Source organism: Acinetobacter sp. WC-141, assembly GCF_000313935.1.
Lineage (GTDB): Bacteria > Pseudomonadota > Gammaproteobacteria > Pseudomonadales > Moraxellaceae > Acinetobacter.
Window position 1 is genome coordinate 1 of sequence record NZ_AMSS01000047.1, and the last position, 20721, is coordinate 20721.

Here is a 20721-nt window from a genome sequence, read left to right on the forward strand (position 1 = left end):
TTATCTGACGTACAGCGTACATACTCATTTTTATACCCTGAGCTTGTAAGTATTTGGTTAATCGAATATAACCATAGCTCTGCTTTGTCTCCTCATGGGCTATTTTCACCAATATCGTCTGTTGATTTCGTTGAATCGTTCTTTTGCTCACGCCTCTCTTGAGCCAATCATAAAAACATGAAACTGAAACATGAAGTAATCGAGCCATTAAGGTAATTGGAAAAGAATATCTTTTTTGTTTCATATAGGCGTACCTTACTGACTTTCTTTGGCAAAGTACGCTGCTGCCTTTTTTAAAAATTCACGTTCCATTTCAGCTATTTTGAGCTGTTGTTTGAGTTTTTTATTTTCTTCGAGTAGAGCGTTTAGATCAGGTGAATACTGTTTTGTACCTGCTAAAGTTCCAGCCTTTGCTTTGGTATTCCAATTTGAAAGAGTTTGCATTGAAATGCTAAGTTGTCTGGCTGTTTCCGAGACATTGCCTTGATTGGCTTCAATTAATTTGATGGCTTCAGCTTTAAATTCTGTGGTGTAAGTCTTGTGTTTCTTGCTCATGGTAAACTCCTGATGAGTGTGTTTAGTTTACCAAGTTAAAACCTCCTGTTTTTTCAGCACACATCACATTAAGGTGGGTACAGCTGTTGTAACCAAATTAATGAAACCTTTTGGTTATACCAAAGAAATGATTGATTTAACTGGAACGTGTGCTTTAGAGCATTTTACTTCTACGATTGCAGCTGAACTTTTACAAAATCCTGAAATCCAGGCAATGTTCCAAGATGACACCATGTATCATTTGTGGATGTGGCATGCTGTAGAAGAAAATGAGCATAAAGCTGTGGCATTTGATGTATATACAAGTATGTATGGACAAGGACCGAAAGCTTATTTCATGCGCTCAACCGCTTTACTTATTGCAATGGCATTAATCTTTGCAACTCAATCGTATTTTACTGCTAAGTTACTCAAGACCGATGATAAATTAACATGGAAGGATACGAAGTACATGCTTAAGTTCATGTATGGTCGTAAAGGTTTTATGACACGTCAAATTCCAGAGTTACTTGATTTCTTAAGACCAAAATTTCATCCAAATGATTCTGACACTACCGCATTGCTGGCAACTTGGCGCGAAAAACTAGGTCTCTAAAAAAAGATGGTAAAAAAGGACAATTCAATTGTCCTTTTTTTTACTCGTTTTTTCTGGTGAAGTTTTTATAATACGCGTTACTTTAAAACTTTAATTATGCTGGAACCCATGATTCGTATTATGCAAAACACTGATGTCGATATTGTTGTACAAATCGAAAAATTAGTGCAAACACATCCATGGTCAAGACAGCAATTTATTGAATCTTTGAATTCCTATCAATGTACAGTCATTGAGTCACAAAATAGAGTAGTTGGGTTCTGTATTTTACAACCAGTGTTAGACGAAGCAAATTTATTGCTTATGGCAATTGATCCTAAAATGCAAGGTCAAGGCTTAGGATATGAATTATTAAATGCATCAATTGATCTGTTAAAAAATCAGCCAGTACAAATTTTTTTAGAAGTTCGTGAAAGTAATAAAGCCGCTATCGGTTTATATGAAAAAACAGGTTTTCACCAAATTGACCTTCGTCGCAATTATTATCCTACTCCAGAAGGGGGGCGGGAACATGCAGTCATTATGGTAAAAACCTGTACTGATGATTTTGCATCTTTATTTTAAATGTTGATCGGACCGCTTTTCACCAGAAAACAGGATCAATATTATTTAATAATTAAATTATTCCATTCAGAAGGTAAGGTCGTCATCAGCGACGTACCTAACTGTTGAATTTCTTCTGGTGATAAGGATCTGTTTAAACGACGCCATTGTCCATCGAGTAAAAGTTCTAAAGGGGTATATTGCGATTTATAATTCATTTTGGCTGAATGCGGTACCCAATAGCCTAAATAAAGATATTCTAGACCAAGCGATTTAACATATTCGATTTGGTTAAGTATTGAGTACACACCAAGTGATCTACGATGCTCATCTGGATCAAAGAAAGTATAGACCGCAGACAGGCCATCGTCCATTAGATCGCAGGTAGATACACTGATTAAACGGTTATCTTTCCAAAGCTCAAGAAAAAAGCTATCTGTACAACTGTGTACTAAAAACTTTTCAAACTGATCTAAGCTAGGTGGAAACATATCACCATCAGCATGGCGTTCATTAATATAGCGTTCATATAAGTCATAATGAATTTGTGCTGCTTGCTGAGTCGGCAAAACAGTCATGGTCAGATCTTGATTTCGTTTCCATGCTTTTTTTTGCATACCATTCATGTGGAAATCGGCAACTGGAACACGACAAGACAAACATTGTCTGCACAAATGGCATTCAGGGCGATAAACAAAGTCACCGCTACGACGAAACCCTAAACGAGAAAGTTCTGAAAGAGTGACCACATCAATCCGATGAATCGGGTCTAAAAACACCATGCGCGCCGATTTATTTTCTAGGTAGCTGCAATCATGAGGTGGAGTAATATAATACTGCAGATCATTTAAAAGGGACTTCGGGTGATATGATTTCATGATTGGTCCCTCCTGTTATCATTCCATTAATTTTGCATCTAATGCTATTGTTTTACTTGAAAATACACGTTCTTGATACTTTTTCCAATTGATAGAGGGGTGAATAATTACATCTTGTAACGATTTTAAGTAGTCTTGACGAGAAAGTGTACAAGCTCCCAAGCTAATTAAGTGACTATTTACAAGTTGACAGTCTACCCAAGGGAGCTGATTTTCTTGTCCAATCAGCATTAATGTGTAAAAAGCCATTTTTGAAACATCAGTTTCATTGCTAAACATTGACTCCCCAAAGCATCCTTTGCCAATCGTAATGCCATACAAACCTCCGACAAGTTTTTCTTGTTCCCAGACTTCCACACTATATCCATAGCCAGCATTAAACATCTCACAATAGCCTTGAATAATATCTTCGCTAATCCACGTTTCGTCTGCATAACTTCTTGGTAGAGAACATGATCGAATAACTTCTTCGAAGGCATGATTAACCGTAATTGCATAGTCATATTTTTTCATATTTCTAAGGAGTGACTTGCTTGGTTTGTAATTTTGAGGATAGATGATGCAGCGAGGTTCTGGGCTCCACCAACAAATTGGCTCATCTTCATTAAACCACGGAAATAATCCATGGGTGTATGCTTCATATAGGGTAGAAGGGGAGAGATCGGCTCCAATACAAATTAAACCATGACCATCGGGATCGGCTTCAATGGGATCAGGAAAAATGAATTGAGAAAGTGGAAGTGTATTCATAAAAATAAAATAAGATCAGCTTTAAGGTTATGCTATAAAAATTAATATATGTCAGCTAGTCATTATTCTAAAAAAACAGCCGTTATAAGAACGGCTGTTTTTAAACGCTAGAAATCTATGATTTAAAGATTATCTAGATATTTTTCAGCATCAAGTGCCGCCATACAACCTGACCCAGCAGAAGTAATGGCTTGACGATAAATACTGTCAGCGACGTCACCAGCAGCAAAAACACCCGCTACAGAAGTTGCTGTTGCATTACCAGAAGTACCGCTTTGCACTTGGATATATCCATCACGTAAGTTTAATTGACCATCAAACATTGCAGTATTTGGTTTGTGACCAATTGCAACGAATAGACCATGAACTTCTACGTCTTGCTTAGTGTCATCTTGAGTTGATTTAAGGCGAACACTGGTTACACCAGTATTGTCACCCAATACTTCTTCAACTGCATGATTCCAGATAATGCTAATTTTGCCTTCTTTTTCTTTGGCAAATAAATGATCTTGCAAAATCTTTTCAGAACGTAAGCTATCACGACGGTGTACTAACGTTACATGTGAAGCAATATTTGATAAATAAAGCGCTTCTTCAACTGCAGTGTTACCACCACCTACAACCATCACTTTTTGATTTTTGTAGAAGAAACCATCACATGTTGCACATGCGCTTACGCCTTGACCCATAAATTTCTGTTCAGACTCTAAGCCAAGGTACTGAGCCGTAGCACCAGTTGCAATAATCAAAGCATCACATGTGTACTCTTCCATATCACCTTTAAGAACAAAAGGACGTACATTTAAGTCCACTTCGTTAATATGGTCATAGACGAGTTCTGTACCAAAGCGTTCAGCATGTGCTTGCATACGATCCATTAATGCAGGACCTGTTAAACCTTCAGGATCGCCCGGCCAGTTGTCAACTTCGGTTGTTGTTGTAAGCTGCCCACCTAATTGTAAACCTGCAATTAAAGTAGGTTTAAGGTTTGCACGCGCTGCATAGACAGCTGCACTATAGCCCGCAGGGCCAGAACCGAGAATAATTAACCGAGAATGACGAACACTCATTGAGGGTATCCTTATTTATTTCGAGAATTTTGAAAATTATACGTGAATTTGCCGATCAATAGCGTTAAATCAATGTGGATAATATTGATCAGGTCAATCGAATTAAGTTATATAACAATATAGAAGTGCCTCATGTTAACAACAACTGTAAAGAATCATGCACCTTTTTTGTAAGAACAGGTGCATAATATAAAGTTCATTCGTTGAAGATCTAAAATGTAGTTCTTCACATCTCTAAACCAATAATTAAATGGGTTACAGGACAGTATATGACTGCGGTGTCGAGTGTTTATGCACAGCGCTTATTGATGACATTATTCTTGGTTTCTTTTGGCATTTATATGTTTCTGGCAACAGTAACATATACACCATTTGACCCGGGCTGGATGCATATTTCCAGTGATACTCAGCAAGTATCCAATGCAAGTGGTATTGCGGGTGCATGGATTGCAGATTTGCTGTTTGGTTTTTTAGGATGGGCAAGTTTGCTTATTCCAATTTTCCTTTTTATTGAAGCAATTCAGGTGTGGTGGCCACGTAGTTTTTTAAACCGCCCATTTCGTTATGCTGCACAATTCTTTTTAATTTTGGTTGTGTCTAGCCTGCTTTATTTACACTGGAATGTACCAGCAGATACTTTAGATAATGCAGCTGGGGGAATTATTGGTTACGAGTTAGGTCAGAGCCTATCTCAATTGCTAACAATTTACGGTGCGACTTTATTTTTACTGGTTTTCGGAGTGGTCTTGTTTACTCTTGCATTTGGGGTGCAATGGAGCAAAACATGGGTTACGCTCAAAGCGACACCAAGTTATTTACAAGATTTATTTTATAAAAATGTATCACCAAACGAATCGGATTATGATTTAACAACTCAGCCTGCTAACAAAGCAGCGGCAGTTAAAGTTGCAGAAAATACAGAGACAAACGCTTCCAGTGAGAAAGCAGCATCAGTCCAATCTGAAAGCACTCAACCACAACCTACTACAACACGACATGATGCGGTGGCTGAGCGCTTATTTGCAGATGTACTAGCGAAAGAGCAGAGCCGACCAGAACCTGTAGCAGATACACCAGTTGCAAATACTCAAAACTTTGAGCATACACTTGAGCAAGCCCATAAACTTGAAAAAGATAGCCAACGTTTAGTGGCTACTGGGGAAGTATGGCGTGCTTTACAACGTGATGATGCGAGCCATAAACAAGAAATTGATGCGCTTTTAAGAGCAGCGGATGATTCAACAGAACAAGCTCCTGCTCCTGAGCAATTCCAACAAACAATTTCTCAAATCCATCAAAATCAGCCTGCACCTAAGCAAGATTTACATGGTCTTGACTGGAATGATGATGAGATTTTTGATGAATTGCTTGCGGCAGTTCCAAACAGTAAAACTGCAACAGATGTGCATACACCATTTGTTCAAGATCCACATGTAGATGCACAACCTACTTCACAATCGGTTAATGTTGCGAAAGAGACTTCTTCACCTTTATCTAATCTAAATCAGTCACCTAAAAACTTAGCAAACGAACAAGTTTTTGAAGACTTCGATGATTTATTAATAGATGAAGATATTGCTCCAGCAGAACCTGTAAGAGCAAGCAGTTATGCTCAGTCTTCAGCATTTGTGAAAGCACCTATTCAAACGACAATTCAGGCCGACAAACTTTCAAAAGAAGAGTTTATTGAGGCATGGCAGGAAACCGCAGGGAAACCTCAGGAAAATCCTGATATTGATGAAGATGATTTCGATTTAGATGCGCCACTAACAGATGCAGCTGGTCGACCAATGTCTCGTGCAATGCAAGTTGCCAAGAAGCGTTTAGATTTGCCAACACTGCCTGGCCTTGAGCTGCTTGATAAGGTTGATCCAAATAAGAAAGTTAACTTCACTGAAGAGCAGCTTTCGCGCTTATCTGAATTACTTGAAATTAAGTTACAAGAATTTAATGTTAAGGCTCAAGTGGTTGAAGCTCAGCCGGGGCCAGTAGTTACCCGTTTCGAGTTGGATTTGGCACCGGGTGTTAAAGCATCTAAGGTAACGAATATCTCGCGTGACTTAGCTCGTTCAATGTCGATGGCTTCTGTACGTGTGGTAGAAGTAATTCCTGGTAAACCATATATTGGTATTGAAGTACCAAACAGTGCCCGTGAAATGGTGCGTTTGATTGAGTTATTGGAAACACCAGCGTATCGAGATCCAAGTGCATTAATCAGTATGGCAATGGGTAAAGATATTTCAGGTAATCCTGTATTAACTGATTTGGCAAAAGCCCCGCATATGTTAGTTGCTGGTACGACAGGTTCCGGTAAATCGGTTGCGGTAAACTCAATGATTTTATCGATGTTGCTTAAATATACACCTGACCAGTTGCGTTTGATTTTAATCGATCCAAAACAGCTAGAACTTGCCAACTATAATGATATTCCACATTTATTAACCCCAGTTGTTACTGACATGAAAGATGCAGTAAGCGCGTTGAACTGGTGTGTGAATGAAATGGAACGCCGTTATAAGCTGATGTCGTTCTTAAAAATTCGTAAATTAAGTGACTACAACCGTAAAGTTGAAGAAGCAATTGCGAATGGGGAAGATTTAATTGACCCAACTTGGAAGCCAAGTGATTCTGCGACACAAGAACGCGCACCTCGTCTAACACCATTGCCATCTATTGTGATTGTGGCAGACGAGTTTGCCGACATGATCATGCAGGTCGGTAAAAAAGCAGAAGAAATGATTACGCGTTTGGCGCAAAAATCTCGTGCTGCGGGAATTCATCTATTACTTGCAACCCAACGTCCGTCTGTTGATGTCATTACCGGTTTGATTAAAGCCAATATTCCAACGCGTGTCGCATTACGTGTAAACAGTAAAATTGACTCACGTACCATTTTAGACGCAGGTGGTGCAGAAGATTTGCTCGGTCATGGTGATATGCTTTTCTTGGGGCCTGGTAAAATTGAACCTGAGCGTGTGCATGGTGCCTTCATTAGTGATGATGAAGTGAACCGCATTTGTGATGCTTGGCGTGAACGTGGTGAACCGGACTATGTTGACGAAATCTTGACTCCATTTGACGAAGAACCAACTTCACGTGGTTTCGAAGAGGGTGAGGGTGGTTCTGACCGTGATGCACTTTATGACCAATGTGTGTCATTTGTTTTAGAAACCCGCAAGGCTTCTACATCTTCACTACAGCGCAAATTTAGCCTTGGTTATAACCGTGCTGCCCGTATCATTGATCAAATGGAAGAGAATGGTATTGTGAGTGCAATGGGACCTAATGGTAAGCGGGACATCTTAGTTTAAGAGCGCAAACCTAATAAAAAAGCCTCTCTGGAGGCTTTTTTTTATAATTTAAATAAAGTGAAGTTATCTATAAAATGACTTAAAGATTTTAACGTATAGTAAAAAATGCTAATGTATTTTTCTTAAATCAATAACAATGAATTAAATCAGGAGAAAGACATGCTACTCGCTTTGATTACTTTAGCTTTTATCCATTTTTGTGCACTTATTACTCCAGGGCCTGATTTTTTTCTTGTATCTCAAACAGCCATTAGTCGATCACGTAAAGACGCTATGTTAGTGGTCGCTGGTATAACAGCGGGCGTTATGTTTTGGGCGTGTTTGGCACTGATGGGATTAAATCTTATTTTTGAGAAAATGGCTTGGTTAAAGCAAGGTTTGCTGATTGCCGGTGGCTTATATTTGTGTTGGTTAGGCTATCAGATGTTACGTTCAGCATTTTCAAAAAATCAACAAGAAGATAATCTTGCTGTAGAGCTACCAAAAGCACCTTACCTATTTTTTATTAAAGGCCTGATTACCAATTTATCAAATCCTAAAGCTGTTATTTATTTTGGTAGTGTTTTCTCTTTATTTTTAGCCAACCCTCAACTTGATCAAGTTCACTGGCTACTCTTTATTATTGTCACGGTTGAGACGATTTTATGGTTCTGCTTTGTGACTTTTATTTTTTCGTTACCGAGTTTTAGATCAGCTTATCGTAATTTTTCAAAATGGATTGATGGGATTTCAGGCGGTATTTTTACTGTGTTTGGTATTTTCCTAATCGGTAATCGATAAATTCAAATAAGAAAAAAGCCTCTTTAAGAGGCTTTTTAAGTGATTAAATTTTAGATTGCTTGTATTGGGCTTATATAAAAAAACTGATAAAAATCAGTAGCCACATCACGGATCCTATAATAATTAAAATGATTTGAGGCGTATTAAATTTTTTCTGCTCAATTGTTGTTTCTAATTGTTTTTGTGCATAGTTGAGTGCTTTAAATGCTGGTATTAAAAATATAATTTCGCAGAGAGAGATAAGCCAATAAGGATCAGGTAAGTAAACCAGTAAAAATGTAATTAGATATGCTAAGTACATCCAACCTGAAGAGAAATCATTGGGATAATCTTGTTCTTTTGCATAGGTTTTTATGTGATTAAATAGAGAGTATAAAAAGAATATAGAAAAAATTGCACGAGCAGCGGGCATAATATTTAATTTATCTTTGATTAGAAAAAATCGACATGCTTTAAACATCCACCAAATTGGATATAAGCCTAAAGAAATTAAGGATAGAAAGATAAATTTATTAACGCTAATAATTTTTAAATTTTCTATATGATTTGATTGAATCGTTTGTGTTTGATTTAAATTAATAGGCTCTGGGTTCATAACTTATATTTAGAATAAAATGGTTTTGATGACTTTAAGATTATTTATAATAAATGTAAACAATTTAAATATTTGAATGAACCACATAATCTATCTACTAAATTTTACTAAGATAGATTATGCAGTCTTATTCAAATAAAAAAAGCTTAAGCAAACTTTGCTAGAACTTCTAAAAATGGTGCTGATTGACGCGGAAATTTGGCAATCACATCATGAATGCGTTGGCCTTCAGGGTCTTTGGCATTAATATCGCGTCCATCCGCAATAAATTGAGTCAAAAGACGTTCATAGTCTGCTGGACGCATATGTTTGAATGCATGGTAGAGCACATGAAAATCTGCGTTCACACCCGCTGGCGGAAGTTGGTTGAGGTAGGCAAAAACACGCTCATCGGACCATTCTTCATTGAAAGTTGCTGGCTGTGATAATGCCATGACAATCTCCTCAGTTTTAAAAAAGGCAAAATAACTTGCGTTATTTTGCCTTGATTCTGTTTTATTGAATAGTCAGAAATAGAATTATCGTTCTTCAGGTAAATTGATATTCATTTCTAACATTTCGATATTTGCTTCAGAACGAACCTGCATTTGGATATGCTGTTCGCCTACACCGCTAACATAACGACTGACCACTTGCATGATTTCTTTCTTCATCTGATCAATCTTGTCTTGGCTTAAACGGCGGCCTAAACCTTGTTCAGAAGCAACAATAACTTTCAAACGATCTTTGGCAGTTTGAGCACTTGATGGCTTTTCTTCACTGCTAAATAATTTACTCCAGAATCCTGCCATAACTACGCTCCAAATAGTCGTGCTAACCAGCCTTTAGGTTGAGCTGTGATGTGTCTATAAGGACGGTCTTCACCAAGAAAGCGAGCAACCAAATCATCATAACCCTGTCCAGCTTTAGTTTCTGAATACAGAATTACTGGCTTACCCTCGTTTGATGCTTGTAATACACTTGGACATTCTGGAATAACACCTAATGTCGGTACGCGTAAAATATCTTTAGAAATATCATCAATGGTCAGCATTTCCTGACGGTCTGCACGTTCAGGGTTAAAGCGTGTAATACATAAATGTTTACGTATACGTCCTTCGTTTTGTTCAACCTTTTTGGTTTTGCTATCTAACATACCAATAATGCGGTCAGAGTCACGTACTGAAGAGATTTCAGGGTTTGTTACAATGATGGCTTCATCTGCATGATACATGGCTAAAATCGCACCACGCTCAATACCCGCAGGTGAGTCACAAATAATATAATCAAATTCTTGAGATAGCTCATCAATAACACGAGCAACACCATCGTCGCTCAACGCATCTTTATCACGTGTTTGTGAAGCCGGTAAAATATAAAGGTTTTCGATATCTTTATCGCGAATAAGGGCTTGTTGCAGACGTGCTTCGTTGTTAATAACATTGACAAAATCATAAACAACACGACGCTCACAACCCATAATCAAATCAAGGTTACGTAAGCCTACATCAAAATCAATAACAACAGTTTTATGACCACGAAGGGCTAAACCTGTTGCAAAAGATGCGCTCGTTGTAGTTTTACCTACACCACCTTTGCCTGATGTTACGACAACAATTTTGGCCACCGAATCCACTCCTATTATGGTCATACACCCTTAAAAGGGCTGTTTTTTGGTGATTTGCTTAATAAATTAAAGTTCAATCGCTTCAAATTCAAGCTCTTGCTTTTCATTTAAATAAATATGTACTGGTTTTTTTACCACATGTTTAGGGATATCATCTGCGACACAATACGTTCCGGCAATGGAAACGAGCTCAGCCTCTAAAGATTGGCAAAAAATGCGTGCAGCTGCGTGCCCGCCCGCACCAGCAATGACTCTACCACGAACTGTGCCATAAATATGTATATTTCCTGATGCAATCACTTCAGAACCACTATTCATGCCAGCTTTTAAAATAATATCGCCGTTATCTTGTACAAGGGATTGGCCTGTACGCAAAATTTCATCATGATAAGAGGTAATATGAGCAATCGCTATCTTGTTTAGTGGTTTTTTTGTTTCTGCTGAAGACGAGGCAGGAGCGGTAGCTGGTTTTTCTACAATCGCCACTTGTTCTGTGGTGGCTTTAATACGCTGTAATGGCTGATCTGCCGGTAAAACAGGGAATTGAATAGCGCGAGCTTCATCTCCTAAAATACCATCGATTACCGCCATAGGTTGTAGACCTAAGCTCACCAGAAGCTGAATTAATGCAATTAATTCCTGCTCAACTGTACTGTCAATAATCACTAAAGTTCCTTGATAGGAACCTTCATTTAATATATTTGATAATTGCTGGCGGATCACATCATGATCATTGGTATCGAAGGTTATCCTGCTAAAGTTAACCATTCTGCCGGTAATCCGTATATCAGCCATAAGTCTTCCTTCAAGGCGTTAAACGAGCTGTAATAGCGTTAAGTTTATTGTAAATAGGGCAAATGCTAGAACAATTTGTGCCAATTCTCTAGCGAGATTCATAAAAAATTAAGTAAATGCTTATTCTTTGATTCGATCATGCTCCGCAAGCGTTTGTTGCCATTGTTTGACCTTGACTTGTTTTCGCACAGACTCGAGTGTCTCGAACACGACAGATTCAACTAATTGCTCAAGCTGACGATTATTAATATTTATTTCACTCACTTTTTGAGAAATTAATTGATAAGTCGGATTTGGGTGAGTTGATGAGTTCTCAATGAGAGGCTCAATTAAACCTGCACTAATATTTTCACCTAACCTTTGGCCAATACTTTGAATTTGTTGCTCAATGCGACCGCCGACTAAAGGTATTAAGCGTAATAACTGAGTTAATTCAGGTGTATCCACTATGGCCTGATCTACAATTTTCCCAACGCCTTTTGTAATTGCTGGCTTTTGTTCTTTTAAAGCTGTCGCTAAAGACTCTTGTAATAATGCTGTTAGGGTGACAGTAAACTGCTCACGATGATGATTAACCAAGTCGTGAATAATCTGTTTATGACTAGAACTGGTTTGAAGTTCATATCTAATGCCATCAATCACGGTAATAACAACACGATCAGACAACTCTTCCATCACGACGCGATAATAAAATAATCCCGTCTTTCGCCAGCTTTCAGGAACAACTTTATATCCCATTTCATGTAAGCGATAAGCAATAATTCCTGCTCGAAATAAACGTAAAAAACGAAGCTGTGGAATAATGGCTAAAATTTCATACCAGTGAATAAAAGGAAAAAAGAACCAACGTTTATGATGTTTATTGATGATTGCAATGCCCCAACGAACTAGCAGCTCAACAATTAAAAAACCAATAAACCATGCTTCTGATGTGATCACCCACGGATGTAATGAATTACGATAAAAGCTCAGTATTTGGGACAAATGAATGTGTTCAAAGAACCATGCCCCAATACTGCTCATTAAAAAGAAATTTGTAGCAAGACAGAATAGGTTAAAAATAATAATAAACACCATAAAGATGTCATAGATCAAAAACAGCCTAAACGAAAGACTGTTTGGATCTACATGATGATATTTCGTTTTTTTCCCAGGGCTGTTTTGCATAATAACGGATGCTTTTCTTAAATATTCTTAGAGGTATATTGAGATTTCATTTGCTCAATAAGTTGGTCTTTGTCAGTCCAAATTTCATGAACCCATTGTTGGAAACGTTCACGGTAAACCGCGTCATCTTCATAGTTTCCGCCAAGAACCCAATCTGGAATTTCAATTTTACGTAAATTTACCGCAATGTTTGAAACATCACCTAGCCAGAAATCACTATAGCCCGGTACGCCATCAGGGTAGACAATCGTCATATCAACCAAGGCATCAATTTTGTCGCCCAAAATATTCAAGGCAAGCGCTAAACCACCTGCTTTAGGTTTAAGCAAATGTTTATAGGGTGATTTTTGCTGATCATGTTTTTCTTGAGTAAAACGAGTACCTTCTAAATAATTCAATAATGTAAAGGGCTGGCTTAAAAGCTGCTCGCAGGCTTTACGTGCTTCCATCATGTCACGGTCTTTAAGTTCAGGATTTTTTGCAACCTGTTCTTTGGTGTGACGCTTCATCATCGGGAAGCCTAAAATTTTAAATGCTTGTCCAACGAACGGAATAAAGATCAGTTCCCACTTGGTAAAAAAGCGGGTGAGTGGCATACGGGTTAATCCAAAATATTGATTCACCGTTGTATCGACCCAACTTTGATGGTTACATGTCATGAGATAACGACCTTGCATATTCAGGTCAAGTCCCTCATCAATCGTAATATCCCATTTTAGATTTGGTAGAACATGGTCAATTAACCAATTATTTACCCCTAACCAGCTATTTGTAATTTGAATATTGGTTTCATCTATTTTGGATGATTTTTTTAAAAGCTTGGTCAGACCTAGTGCAAGAACAGGTGGACCATGAAAAAATGTACTTCCTGTAATGACTGTACCTACAGTGAGTCCACGTGTAATTTTTTTTAGCGCAGATTGCTTATTGGGTGCAGTTGACATATGAATGACCCCGAATGTCTAAAATCCATAGAAAAGTTGTTCAACTATAACTGTCATAATATGAAATACAACGATATCTTAGACAACAATGAAGAAATTGTGATGAGGTAGCATCTTAAAGTGCATCAAAATATTACAAAAAAGTAACTAAACTGTTTATTATTAACAAAATATCAATGTTTTATACTTCCTTTTTGTTTCATTATTCATTCAGACAACAAAACACACAAAGTGAGGAGGCATGCAATGCGTGCATTAGTTATTTCAACAGTGGTAGGGGCAGCAGTAGTACTTTCTGGTTGTCAAACAACTGGTAATAATCTTGGTGGCGTTGAATACGATAAAACTGCATTAGGTACTTTAATTGGCGCAGCAGCTGGTTATGGTATTTCTAAATCAAATGCAAACTCTAGTCGTCAAAACAACCGTGCTGCGGCTATTGGTGCAGTTCTTGGTGCCGCTGGTGGTGTATACCTTGACCAGAAAGAGAAAAAATTACGTCAACAAATGGCGGGTACTGGTGTAGACGTTGGCCGTAACCCAGATGGTTCTGTTCAATTGATTATGCCGGGTAGCATTACTTTTGATACAAACAAATCAAATATCAAGCCAAACTTCTACGCTACTTTAAACAAAGTTGCTCAAACTTTGGCTGAAGATAACAAGAGTGCAATTCTTGTAACAGGTTATACTGATAACACTGGTAATGATTCAATTAACATTCCATTATCACAAGCACGCGCTCAATCAGTACGTAGTTATTTAGCAAGCCAAGGCGTATCTGCTAGCCGTATCGACGCGCAAGGTTATGGTTCATCTAACCCAATCGCAGATAACTCAACTGCATCTGGCCGTGAACAAAACCGTCGTGTAGAAATCAGCATTTATGCTAAACAATAAGATTTAAATTATTGTATTAAAAACCACCTTCGGGTGGTTTTTTTATGACTGCGAATAATAAATAACCACGACAAACTGCGGCGCAGAATTTGCATTATTAGACATCATTTATACATATCCGTAGATTTACTATTGGGATTCTAAAACAGAGATGACTATAATCATGCTCGAAAAATTAAGAGGTAATACACGATGTCATCTGCCAGTCAATTGAACAACAAGCAAGAAGAAGCCATGAAATATACTCAGGGCCCTTTATTGGTGCTTGCTGGTGCTGGTTCAGGTAAAACATCGGTAATTACTCGTAAAATTGCCTATTTGGTGCAGCATTGCCGTATTCCGGCGCATCGTATAACCGCGATGACCTTCACAAACAAAGCTGCACGTGAAATGAAAGAGCGTGTGACCAAGCTTTTGTCACGTGAAGAATCAAAAGGCTTATCGGTTTCCACCTTCCATACTTTTGGTTTAAACCTTTTACGTTTAGAACTTAAAAATTTACCTTTAAAAGCTAATTTTTCGATTTTAGATGCAGATGACTGTAAACGTATTTTGATGGATCTGATGCATCGCGACAATTTGTCGGGTGCAGAAAGCAAAGAATTAATTGCTAAGGCAATGAAGAAAATTTCAGATTGGAAAAACGATCTGATTGTGCCGGAGCAAGCGCATTCAACCTGTGAAACACCTGAAGACGTACAGTTTGCACATCTTTACCAACTTTATGAACGGAATTTACGTGCCTACAATGCGGTCGATTTTGATGACCTAATTGTTATGCCAACACGTTTACTGCAAGAAAATGCAGAAGTACGTGATAAATGGCAAAACCGTGTTCGCTATTTATTGGTCGATGAATATCAAGATACCAACACCGCTCAGTATATTTTGGTCAAACTTTTAGTTGGGGTAATGGGGCAGTTCACCGCGGTTGGTGATGATGACCAATCGATCTACGCATGGCGTGGTGCTAAGCCCGAAAATATGGCTTTGCTTAAACAGGATTTCCCTAATCTACATATCATTAAATTAGAACAAAATTACCGTTCGACCAGTCGTATTTTAAAAGCAGCGAACTGTGTGATTCAAAATAACCCACATATTTTTGACAAGAAATTGTGGAGTGATAAAGGACATGGTGAAGTCATCAGAATCATTACGTGTCGTAATGATGATGATGAAGCAGAACGCGTGGTGAAAGACTTACTTACTCACAAGTTGATGAACGGTAAAAATTGGAAAGATTATGCAGTTTTATATCGGGGTAACTTTCAGGCGCGTGTATTAGAAACACAGCTTCGCCAAATGCAAATTCCCTATAAACTCTCTGGCGGTACGTCGTTCTTCGCTCGTGCAGAAATTAAAGACGTAATGAGTTATTTACGACTCATTATTAACCCAGAAGATGATAGTGCTTTCTTGCGTATTATTAATACGCCTAAACGCGCAATTGGACCGGTTACTCTTGAGAAGTTAGGTTTATTTTCACAAGAAAATAATTTGTCTTTACTTGGTGCTTCTGCTGACCAGCGTCTAAGCATGGTACTTCCTAAAAAGGCGGAAACTCAGCTTCACGAGTTTGCTGACTTTATCGCGACATTTACTCGTGAATTGTTGGAAGACGATGAACCTGTGCCTAAAGTTCGTCAAATGATGAACGAAGCTGGTTATATGGATTACGTTCGTGAACAGTCAGCCACACCTGCACAAGAGAAAAGTAAACTCGACAATATCGAAAACTTGTTTACGAGTATTCAAAACCTGATTAACCGTGCAGAAGATGTTGATGAAAAAAATATTGAAAGTGTCATTCGAAAACTGGTTCTGCTTGATTTGTTAGAACAGCAACAGGAAGAAGAAGATACAGACAAAGTTAACTTACTTACTCTGCATGCGGCAAAAGGTTTGGAATTCCCATATGTTTATATTATGGGACTCGAAGAAGAACTATTGCCTCATAAAAACTCGATTGCAGCAGAAACGATTGAGGAAGAGCGTCGTTTAATGTACGTGGGAATTACCCGTGCACGCCAAGGGTTAACGTTAACACTGGCAGAACAGCGTAAAAATGGCGGACAGATGAAACAAATGACGCCTAGCCGTTTCCTTGATGAACTTCCGCAAGATGAGCTCGAGTGGTTAGGGCGTAAAAAGAAAATTGCGGCTAATGTTGACCCTAAAGAACAGGCTCAACAATATTTGGCAAATTTAAAAGCTTTATTAAAGCATTAATTTTTTTAATTTTTAGGAAATCCCATGAAAGTTCAAGTTAAATTGCTCGATCCGCGTTTAGGTAAAGAATGGCCTTTACCTTCGTATGCAACAGCAGGTTCAGCTGGTTTAGATTTACGTGCCTGCGTAGATGAAGCAATTGATATTGAACCAGGACAAACTGTTTTAGTTAAAACAGGTATGGCAATTTATATTCATGATGTAAATTTTGCTGGTTTAATTTTACCGCGTTCAGGTTTAGGTCATAAACACGGTATTGTGCTGGGTAATTTAGTTGGTTTGATTGATTCGGATTATCAAGGTGAATTGATGGTTTCTGTTTGGAACCGTGGTCAAACGACATTCCGTTTAGAACCAGGTGAGCGCTTGGCTCAGTATGTACTAGTACCAGTAGTGCAGGCTGAATTTGAACAAGTAGAAGAATTTGAAGAAACTTTACGTGGCGCAGGTGGCTTTGGCCACACAGGTAAACAATAAGTTTTTTAAATATTAACGAAAATCAAACGCCTGTTGAACAGGCGTTTCTTTTTATATCTTGAATGTTACAAAGGATTATATTACAACACGCTTTACTCATATTCTTTTAACTTTTTTAGCAAACAAACCTTTCAAAAATTTTGAATAATCTATGTTTTTGCGATAGATCGAATTGATCTTTAAATAGAAGATACGCTATGAATGTAAGACACTCATTTCCAAAAAGTATTTTTCGTGCTTACGATATTAGAGGCAAACTTTCTTACTTAACCACGGACGTTGTCCGTTCAATTGCCTACGGATTGGCACAACAATACAAACAAGCAAAACAAACCCAATTAGTGATTGGCTATGATGCGCGCCTGACAAGCCCAGCTTATGCTCACTTAATTGAAGAAATTTTAATAGAACAAGGTTTAGACGTCACAAATATTGGTTGTTGTTCATCACCTATGATGTATTACATTGCGCGAGTTTTTGGTGGCAATGGCATTATGGTGACCGCAAGTCATAATCCAAAATCGGATAATGGTATTAAGTGGATTTTAAAAGGTGAACCGCCGTCTCCAGAAATGATTCAACAGGTGGGCGACGAAGCTCAAACTTATGTACCAGCACATTCAATTTCTGTACTTGAGTTAACCCAACCTCAATTTAAAGCTGAGTTTTGCCAAAAATACCAGCAAGCTATTTTTAAAGATATCCAGTTAAAACGTCCTTTAAAAGTTGTTTTAGATGGTTTACATGGCTCTGCCGGACACTGCTCAAAATTAATATTGGAAAAAATGGGTTGTGAAGTGATTGCTTTACGAACCAATCCAAATGGTGAGTTTCCAGACCATGCCCCAGACCCATCGCATGCAGCTCACTTAACTCATTTGCGTAAAGCTGTTGTTGAGCAGCAGGCAGATATAGGAATTGCCCTAGATGGTGATGGTGACCGTGTCGTTTTAATAGATGAAAAAGCCCAGATATTGACCGCAGACCGTTTATTGTCACTTTTTGCGCAAATGTGTTTAGAGCAACATCCCGAGCAAGAAATTGTTTTTGATGTGAAATGTTCACGCATGGTTCAAGAAACGGTCGAGAAACTCGGTGGAAAAGCAAAAATGATCCGCACGGGAAGTAGTTTCTTACGGGCTTATTTATCTCAGTCGAGTGGGCGTGCCATTTTTGGTGGAGAATACGCAGGCCATTATGTTTTTAATGATGGGCGTGGTTTTGGCTACGATGATGGTTTATATGCGGCATTACGTGTAATGGAATATTTTACACAATCGAATGCTAATAGCATTTCTGATTTGTTTGCCCCTTATCCGGAAAGATGTTGTACAGAAGATACCTATATTGGTACTTATCAGTCCGATCCAAAGTATGTATTACAAGATATTGAAATTTTAAGTCACCGTTTAGGCGCGCGTATCAGTAAAATCGATGGCGTACGTCTTGATTTTGACGATGGTTTTGGCATTATTCGAGCATCAAATACTGGTGAATATTTTACAGTACGATTTGATGCGGATAATCCTTTACGATTAAAGGAAATCCAGCAAAAATTTGTAGATATGTTGCAAGAGCACTATCCGCAAATTGCACAAGAACTTTCAGAGGCCTAAGTAAGGAGAGGCGTAATGCCCCAACATCAGCATATCGATGTCGACAAAGCAAAAATCTTGATTGAAGCTTTGCCGTATATTCAACGTTTTACTGGTAAAACGCTGGTGGTGAAATATGGTGGCAACGCGATGACTGATCCGGAGCTCGAAAGTTCATTTGCCCGAGACATCGTTTTACTTAAAACTGTAGGGTTAAATCCGATTGTTGTTCACGGTGGTGGACCACAGGTAGACTCATTTTTAAAGCAGTTAGGCCGCGAGTCTGACCGTATTGACGGTATGCGTGTAACTGATGCTGCAACCATGGAAGTGGTTGAAATGGTATTAGGCGGTAGCGTAAATAAATCAATTGTTAACCTGATTAATAAACATGGTGGCCGTGCAATTGGTTTAACAGGTAAAGACGGTAATTTACTTCGTGCCCGTAAATTACTGATGGAAAAGCAAGAAGAAGACGGTTCTATCAAACATATCGACTTGGGTATGGTGGGTGAAGTGTCTGGCGTTAAAACCGATGTATTGGAAATGTTTACCCAAAGTGACTTTATTCCAGTAATTGCACCATTGGGCGTAGATGAAGAAGGCAATACTTATAATATTAATGCTGATTTAGTAGCCGGTAAGGTTGCCGAGGCATTGGGCGCAGAAAAATTAATTTTGCTTACCAATATTACGGGTGTGCTTGATGAAAACAAAAATCTGTTAACTGGCCTTACGACGCAAGAAGTTGATCGCCTTATTGAAACAGGTGTGATCTATGGCGGTATGATTCCTAAAGTAGGTTGTGCACTTGATGCGGTTAAAGGTGGGGTAGTCAGTGCGCATATTGTTGATGGTCGCGTACCACATGCAACATTGCTTGAAATTTTTACTGATCATGGGGTTGGAACACTTATTTCTAATCGCACTAAAACAGCTTAATAAATTTGTTAGTTCTAATAAAAAGATCACCTAGGTGGTCTTTTTTTATACCATTTTAATTTGGTCATTTTTTTGTCATGAGCTTTGACTAGTGTAAGGGGTGTCACTAGGAGCGTTCATTATGCTGGAAAAATTTAATCAATATCGCCAAACCTGGACTTTACCTTTAAATCGTCAAAAAGCTATAAATCAGACACAATTTCGTTTTGAATGGGTTGATAATTTAAAAGAATTACAAGATGTAAAGCGGTTTCGTGCACAACAATTTAGCCAACAATTTGGAATTCATTTTGAAGATAACTTAGACCAAGACATTTATGATTTTGGTTGTGAGCATGCAGTCTTACGCGAAAAGTGGACTGGAGAAATTGTAGCGTATACCCGTCTAAAATTATTTCAGGGACATGAAATCGCACAAAGCTACAGCGCACATGAGTTTGATATTGTTCCTCAGTTATCGCACCTTCCAAATGTATTAGAAATAGGCCGTACCTGTGTACATCCTCGCTTTCGTAATGGTAAAGCGTTATCGATGCTGTGGTTGAACCTTGCACCGAAAGTGCTATGGTCAATGCGTGCTAAATATTTGATGGGCTGTGTCAGTATTCACCTGCAAGATAATTTGGCTAGAGCGTACTACACGCATCGCCAGATTCAGCAGTTATCTGAAAGTAAAACAATTGATATCCGTTCGAAAAAAATCTATGAACCTGAATATCCTGAGTTTAGTTTTCCACAAGATGAACGTATGCCGAAACTGTTCCAAATGTATTTGAGCATGCAGTCAAAACTATCAAAACAGGCTTTTTTTGATGAAGAGTTTAACTGTCTAGATTATTTTGTATTTCTTGAGGTGAATAAAGTCGCGACCTCATTTGTAATGAATAAAATGGTGCAGCGTTAATCATATTTCCTATTTTGTAATAGCCAGCACATATTGAGATTTGCAAGCCATTTTACTCTCATGCACAATAGAGCAGATGGGG

19 protein-coding genes and 2 pseudogenes are annotated in these 20721 nt (G+C 38.3%); 10 read left to right on the top strand and 11 right to left on the bottom strand.

Translation table 11 applies throughout. The features are described 5' to 3' along the window. Nucleotides 1-555: pseudogene (locus ACINWC141_RS19545) on the bottom strand (IS3-like element ISAba22 family transposase); the annotation flags it as partial. 67 nt (nucleotides 556-622) lie between these two features. Here ACINWC141_RS19545 and ACINWC141_RS09015 point away from each other — a divergent pair. Continuing rightward, a pseudogene (locus tag ACINWC141_RS09015) lies at nucleotides 623-1150 on the top strand (metal-dependent hydrolase); the annotation flags it as partial. A gap of 108 nt (nucleotides 1151-1258) precedes the next feature. Then, the gene (gene rimI / locus ACINWC141_RS09020) at nucleotides 1259-1714 is read left to right on the top strand and encodes a ribosomal protein S18-alanine N-acetyltransferase (protein ID WP_009390519.1); all 456 of its coding nucleotides are present in this window, start codon (nucleotides 1259-1261) and stop codon (nucleotides 1712-1714) included. Nucleotides 1715-1755: 41 nt separating this feature from the next. Here the strand turns inward: rimI and ACINWC141_RS09025 are convergent, their stop codons facing one another. From ACINWC141_RS09025 to trxB, 3 genes are all read right to left on the bottom strand, one after another. Beyond that, complete coding sequence (locus tag ACINWC141_RS09025; protein WP_034678098.1) at nucleotides 1756-2571, bottom strand: arginyltransferase; 816 nt, start codon at nucleotides 2569-2571, stop codon at nucleotides 1756-1758. An 18-nt stretch (nucleotides 2572-2589) separates the two neighbouring features. Further along, nucleotides 2590-3321, bottom strand: coding sequence for a leucyl/phenylalanyl-tRNA--protein transferase (gene aat, locus ACINWC141_RS09030; protein ID WP_009390489.1), 732 nt, complete (start codon nucleotides 3319-3321; stop codon nucleotides 2590-2592). Nucleotides 3322-3443: 122 nt separating this feature from the next. After that, nucleotides 3444-4391 carry a thioredoxin-disulfide reductase gene (trxB, locus tag ACINWC141_RS09035; RefSeq protein WP_009390526.1) on the bottom strand — a complete coding sequence of 316 codons (948 nt, stop codon included), beginning with the start codon at nucleotides 4389-4391 and terminating at the stop codon, nucleotides 3444-3446. A gap of 269 nt (nucleotides 4392-4660) precedes the next feature. Here trxB and ACINWC141_RS09040 point away from each other — a divergent pair, with 269 nt between their 5' ends. Both ACINWC141_RS09040 and rhtC read left to right on the top strand, forming a co-directional pair. Further along, a complete protein-coding gene (locus ACINWC141_RS09040) occupies nucleotides 4661-7702 on the top strand; it encodes a DNA translocase FtsK (protein WP_009390503.1) in 3042 nt (1013 codons plus the stop codon). 159 nt (nucleotides 7703-7861) lie between these two features. Next, nucleotides 7862-8482 carry a threonine export protein RhtC gene (gene rhtC, locus ACINWC141_RS09045; RefSeq protein ID WP_009390484.1) on the top strand — a complete coding sequence of 207 codons (621 nt, stop codon included), beginning with the start codon at nucleotides 7862-7864 and terminating at the stop codon, nucleotides 8480-8482. A 70-nt stretch (nucleotides 8483-8552) separates the two neighbouring features. Here rhtC and ACINWC141_RS09050 read toward each other — a convergent pair whose 3' ends face one another. From ACINWC141_RS09050 to yihG, 7 genes are all read right to left on the bottom strand, one after another. Further along, on the bottom strand, nucleotides 8553-9077 hold the full coding sequence (locus ACINWC141_RS09050; RefSeq protein WP_009390521.1) for a hypothetical protein: 525 nt from the start codon (nucleotides 9075-9077) through the stop codon (nucleotides 8553-8555). A 146-nt stretch (nucleotides 9078-9223) separates the two neighbouring features. After that, the gene (locus ACINWC141_RS09055; protein ID WP_009390514.1) at nucleotides 9224-9511 is read right to left on the bottom strand and encodes a PA4642 family protein; all 288 of its coding nucleotides are present in this window, start codon (nucleotides 9509-9511) and stop codon (nucleotides 9224-9226) included. Between the two features lie 84 nt (nucleotides 9512-9595). Next, on the bottom strand, nucleotides 9596-9868 hold the full coding sequence (minE, locus tag ACINWC141_RS09060) for a cell division topological specificity factor MinE (protein ID WP_000896934.1): 273 nt from the start codon (nucleotides 9866-9868) through the stop codon (nucleotides 9596-9598). Nucleotides 9869-9870: 2 nt separating this feature from the next. Beyond that, nucleotides 9871-10683 (bottom strand): septum site-determining protein MinD, encoded by an 813-nt coding sequence (gene minD / locus ACINWC141_RS09065; protein WP_004794144.1) that lies wholly within the window; start codon nucleotides 10681-10683, stop codon nucleotides 9871-9873. Between the two features lie 66 nt (nucleotides 10684-10749). Then, nucleotides 10750-11478, bottom strand: coding sequence for a septum site-determining protein MinC (gene minC / locus ACINWC141_RS09070; RefSeq protein ID WP_034678102.1), 729 nt, complete (start codon nucleotides 11476-11478; stop codon nucleotides 10750-10752). Nucleotides 11479-11598: 120 nt separating this feature from the next. Continuing rightward, on the bottom strand, nucleotides 11599-12645 hold the full coding sequence (locus ACINWC141_RS09075) for a hypothetical protein (protein ID WP_034678104.1): 1047 nt from the start codon (nucleotides 12643-12645) through the stop codon (nucleotides 11599-11601). Between the two features lie 17 nt (nucleotides 12646-12662). After that, complete coding sequence (gene yihG, locus ACINWC141_RS09080; RefSeq protein ID WP_009390522.1) at nucleotides 12663-13589, bottom strand: 1-acylglycerol-3-phosphate O-acyltransferase, YihG family; 927 nt, start codon at nucleotides 13587-13589, stop codon at nucleotides 12663-12665. A 246-nt stretch (nucleotides 13590-13835) separates the two neighbouring features. Here yihG and ACINWC141_RS09085 point away from each other — a divergent pair, with 246 nt between their 5' ends. From ACINWC141_RS09085 to ACINWC141_RS09110, 6 genes are all read left to right on the top strand, one after another. Next, nucleotides 13836-14489, top strand: coding sequence for a YiaD family glycine zipper/OmpA-like lipoprotein (locus tag ACINWC141_RS09085; protein WP_009390536.1), 654 nt, complete (start codon nucleotides 13836-13838; stop codon nucleotides 14487-14489). 192 nt (nucleotides 14490-14681) lie between these two features. Next, nucleotides 14682-16721 (top strand): UvrD-helicase domain-containing protein, encoded by a 2040-nt coding sequence (locus ACINWC141_RS09090; protein WP_009390504.1) that lies wholly within the window; start codon nucleotides 14682-14684, stop codon nucleotides 16719-16721. Between the two features lie 24 nt (nucleotides 16722-16745). Then, nucleotides 16746-17198 carry a dUTP diphosphatase gene (gene dut, locus ACINWC141_RS09095; protein WP_003653255.1) on the top strand — a complete coding sequence of 151 codons (453 nt, stop codon included), beginning with the start codon at nucleotides 16746-16748 and terminating at the stop codon, nucleotides 17196-17198. Between the two features lie 197 nt (nucleotides 17199-17395). Then, the gene (locus ACINWC141_RS09100; RefSeq protein WP_009390515.1) at nucleotides 17396-18814 is read left to right on the top strand and encodes a phosphomannomutase/phosphoglucomutase; all 1419 of its coding nucleotides are present in this window, start codon (nucleotides 17396-17398) and stop codon (nucleotides 18812-18814) included. 15 nt (nucleotides 18815-18829) lie between these two features. Continuing rightward, entirely contained in the window at nucleotides 18830-19735 is a 906-nt protein-coding gene (gene argB, locus ACINWC141_RS09105) for an acetylglutamate kinase (protein ID WP_009390523.1), read from the top strand. Nucleotides 19736-19856: 121 nt separating this feature from the next. Beyond that, nucleotides 19857-20639, top strand: coding sequence for a GNAT family N-acetyltransferase (locus ACINWC141_RS09110; protein WP_009390481.1), 783 nt, complete (start codon nucleotides 19857-19859; stop codon nucleotides 20637-20639). Nucleotides 20640-20721 lie beyond the last annotated feature (82 nt).

Excerpts from the sequence above, each read along its gene's own strand:
- ACINWC141_RS09025 (WP_034678098.1), bottom strand. The coding sequence starts at position 2,571 with ATGAAATCATATCACCCGAAGTCCCTTTTAAATGATCTGCAGTATTAT.
- dut (WP_003653255.1), top strand. The coding sequence starts at position 16,746 with ATGAAAGTTCAAGTTAAATTGCTCGATCCGCGTTTAGGTAAAGAATGG.
- minC (WP_034678102.1), bottom strand. The coding sequence starts at position 11,478 with ATGGCTGATATACGGATTACCGGCAGAATGGTTAACTTTAGCAGGATA.
- aat (WP_009390489.1), bottom strand. The coding sequence starts at position 3,321 with ATGAATACACTTCCACTTTCTCAATTCATTTTTCCTGATCCCATTGAA.
- rimI (WP_009390519.1), top strand. The coding sequence starts at position 1,259 with ATGATTCGTATTATGCAAAACACTGATGTCGATATTGTTGTACAAATC.
- ACINWC141_RS09055 (WP_009390514.1), bottom strand. The coding sequence starts at position 9,511 with ATGGCATTATCACAGCCAGCAACTTTCAATGAAGAATGGTCCGATGAG.
- rhtC (WP_009390484.1), top strand. The coding sequence starts at position 7,862 with ATGCTACTCGCTTTGATTACTTTAGCTTTTATCCATTTTTGTGCACTT.
- ACINWC141_RS09110 (WP_009390481.1), top strand. The coding sequence starts at position 19,857 with ATGCTGGAAAAATTTAATCAATATCGCCAAACCTGGACTTTACCTTTA.
- minE (WP_000896934.1), bottom strand. The coding sequence starts at position 9,868 with ATGGCAGGATTCTGGAGTAAATTATTTAGCAGTGAAGAAAAGCCATCA.
- ACINWC141_RS09040 (WP_009390503.1), top strand. The coding sequence starts at position 4,661 with ATGACTGCGGTGTCGAGTGTTTATGCACAGCGCTTATTGATGACATTA.
- ACINWC141_RS09085 (WP_009390536.1), top strand. The coding sequence starts at position 13,836 with ATGCGTGCATTAGTTATTTCAACAGTGGTAGGGGCAGCAGTAGTACTT.
- ACINWC141_RS09100 (WP_009390515.1), top strand. The coding sequence starts at position 17,396 with ATGAATGTAAGACACTCATTTCCAAAAAGTATTTTTCGTGCTTACGAT.
- ACINWC141_RS09075 (WP_034678104.1), bottom strand. The coding sequence starts at position 12,645 with ATGCAAAACAGCCCTGGGAAAAAAACGAAATATCATCATGTAGATCCA.
- yihG (WP_009390522.1), bottom strand. The coding sequence starts at position 13,589 with ATGTCAACTGCACCCAATAAGCAATCTGCGCTAAAAAAAATTACACGT.
- ACINWC141_RS09090 (WP_009390504.1), top strand. The coding sequence starts at position 14,682 with ATGTCATCTGCCAGTCAATTGAACAACAAGCAAGAAGAAGCCATGAAA.
- trxB (WP_009390526.1), bottom strand. The coding sequence starts at position 4,391 with ATGAGTGTTCGTCATTCTCGGTTAATTATTCTCGGTTCTGGCCCTGCG.
- ACINWC141_RS09050 (WP_009390521.1), bottom strand. The coding sequence starts at position 9,077 with ATGAACCCAGAGCCTATTAATTTAAATCAAACACAAACGATTCAATCA.
- argB (WP_009390523.1), top strand. The coding sequence starts at position 18,830 with ATGCCCCAACATCAGCATATCGATGTCGACAAAGCAAAAATCTTGATT.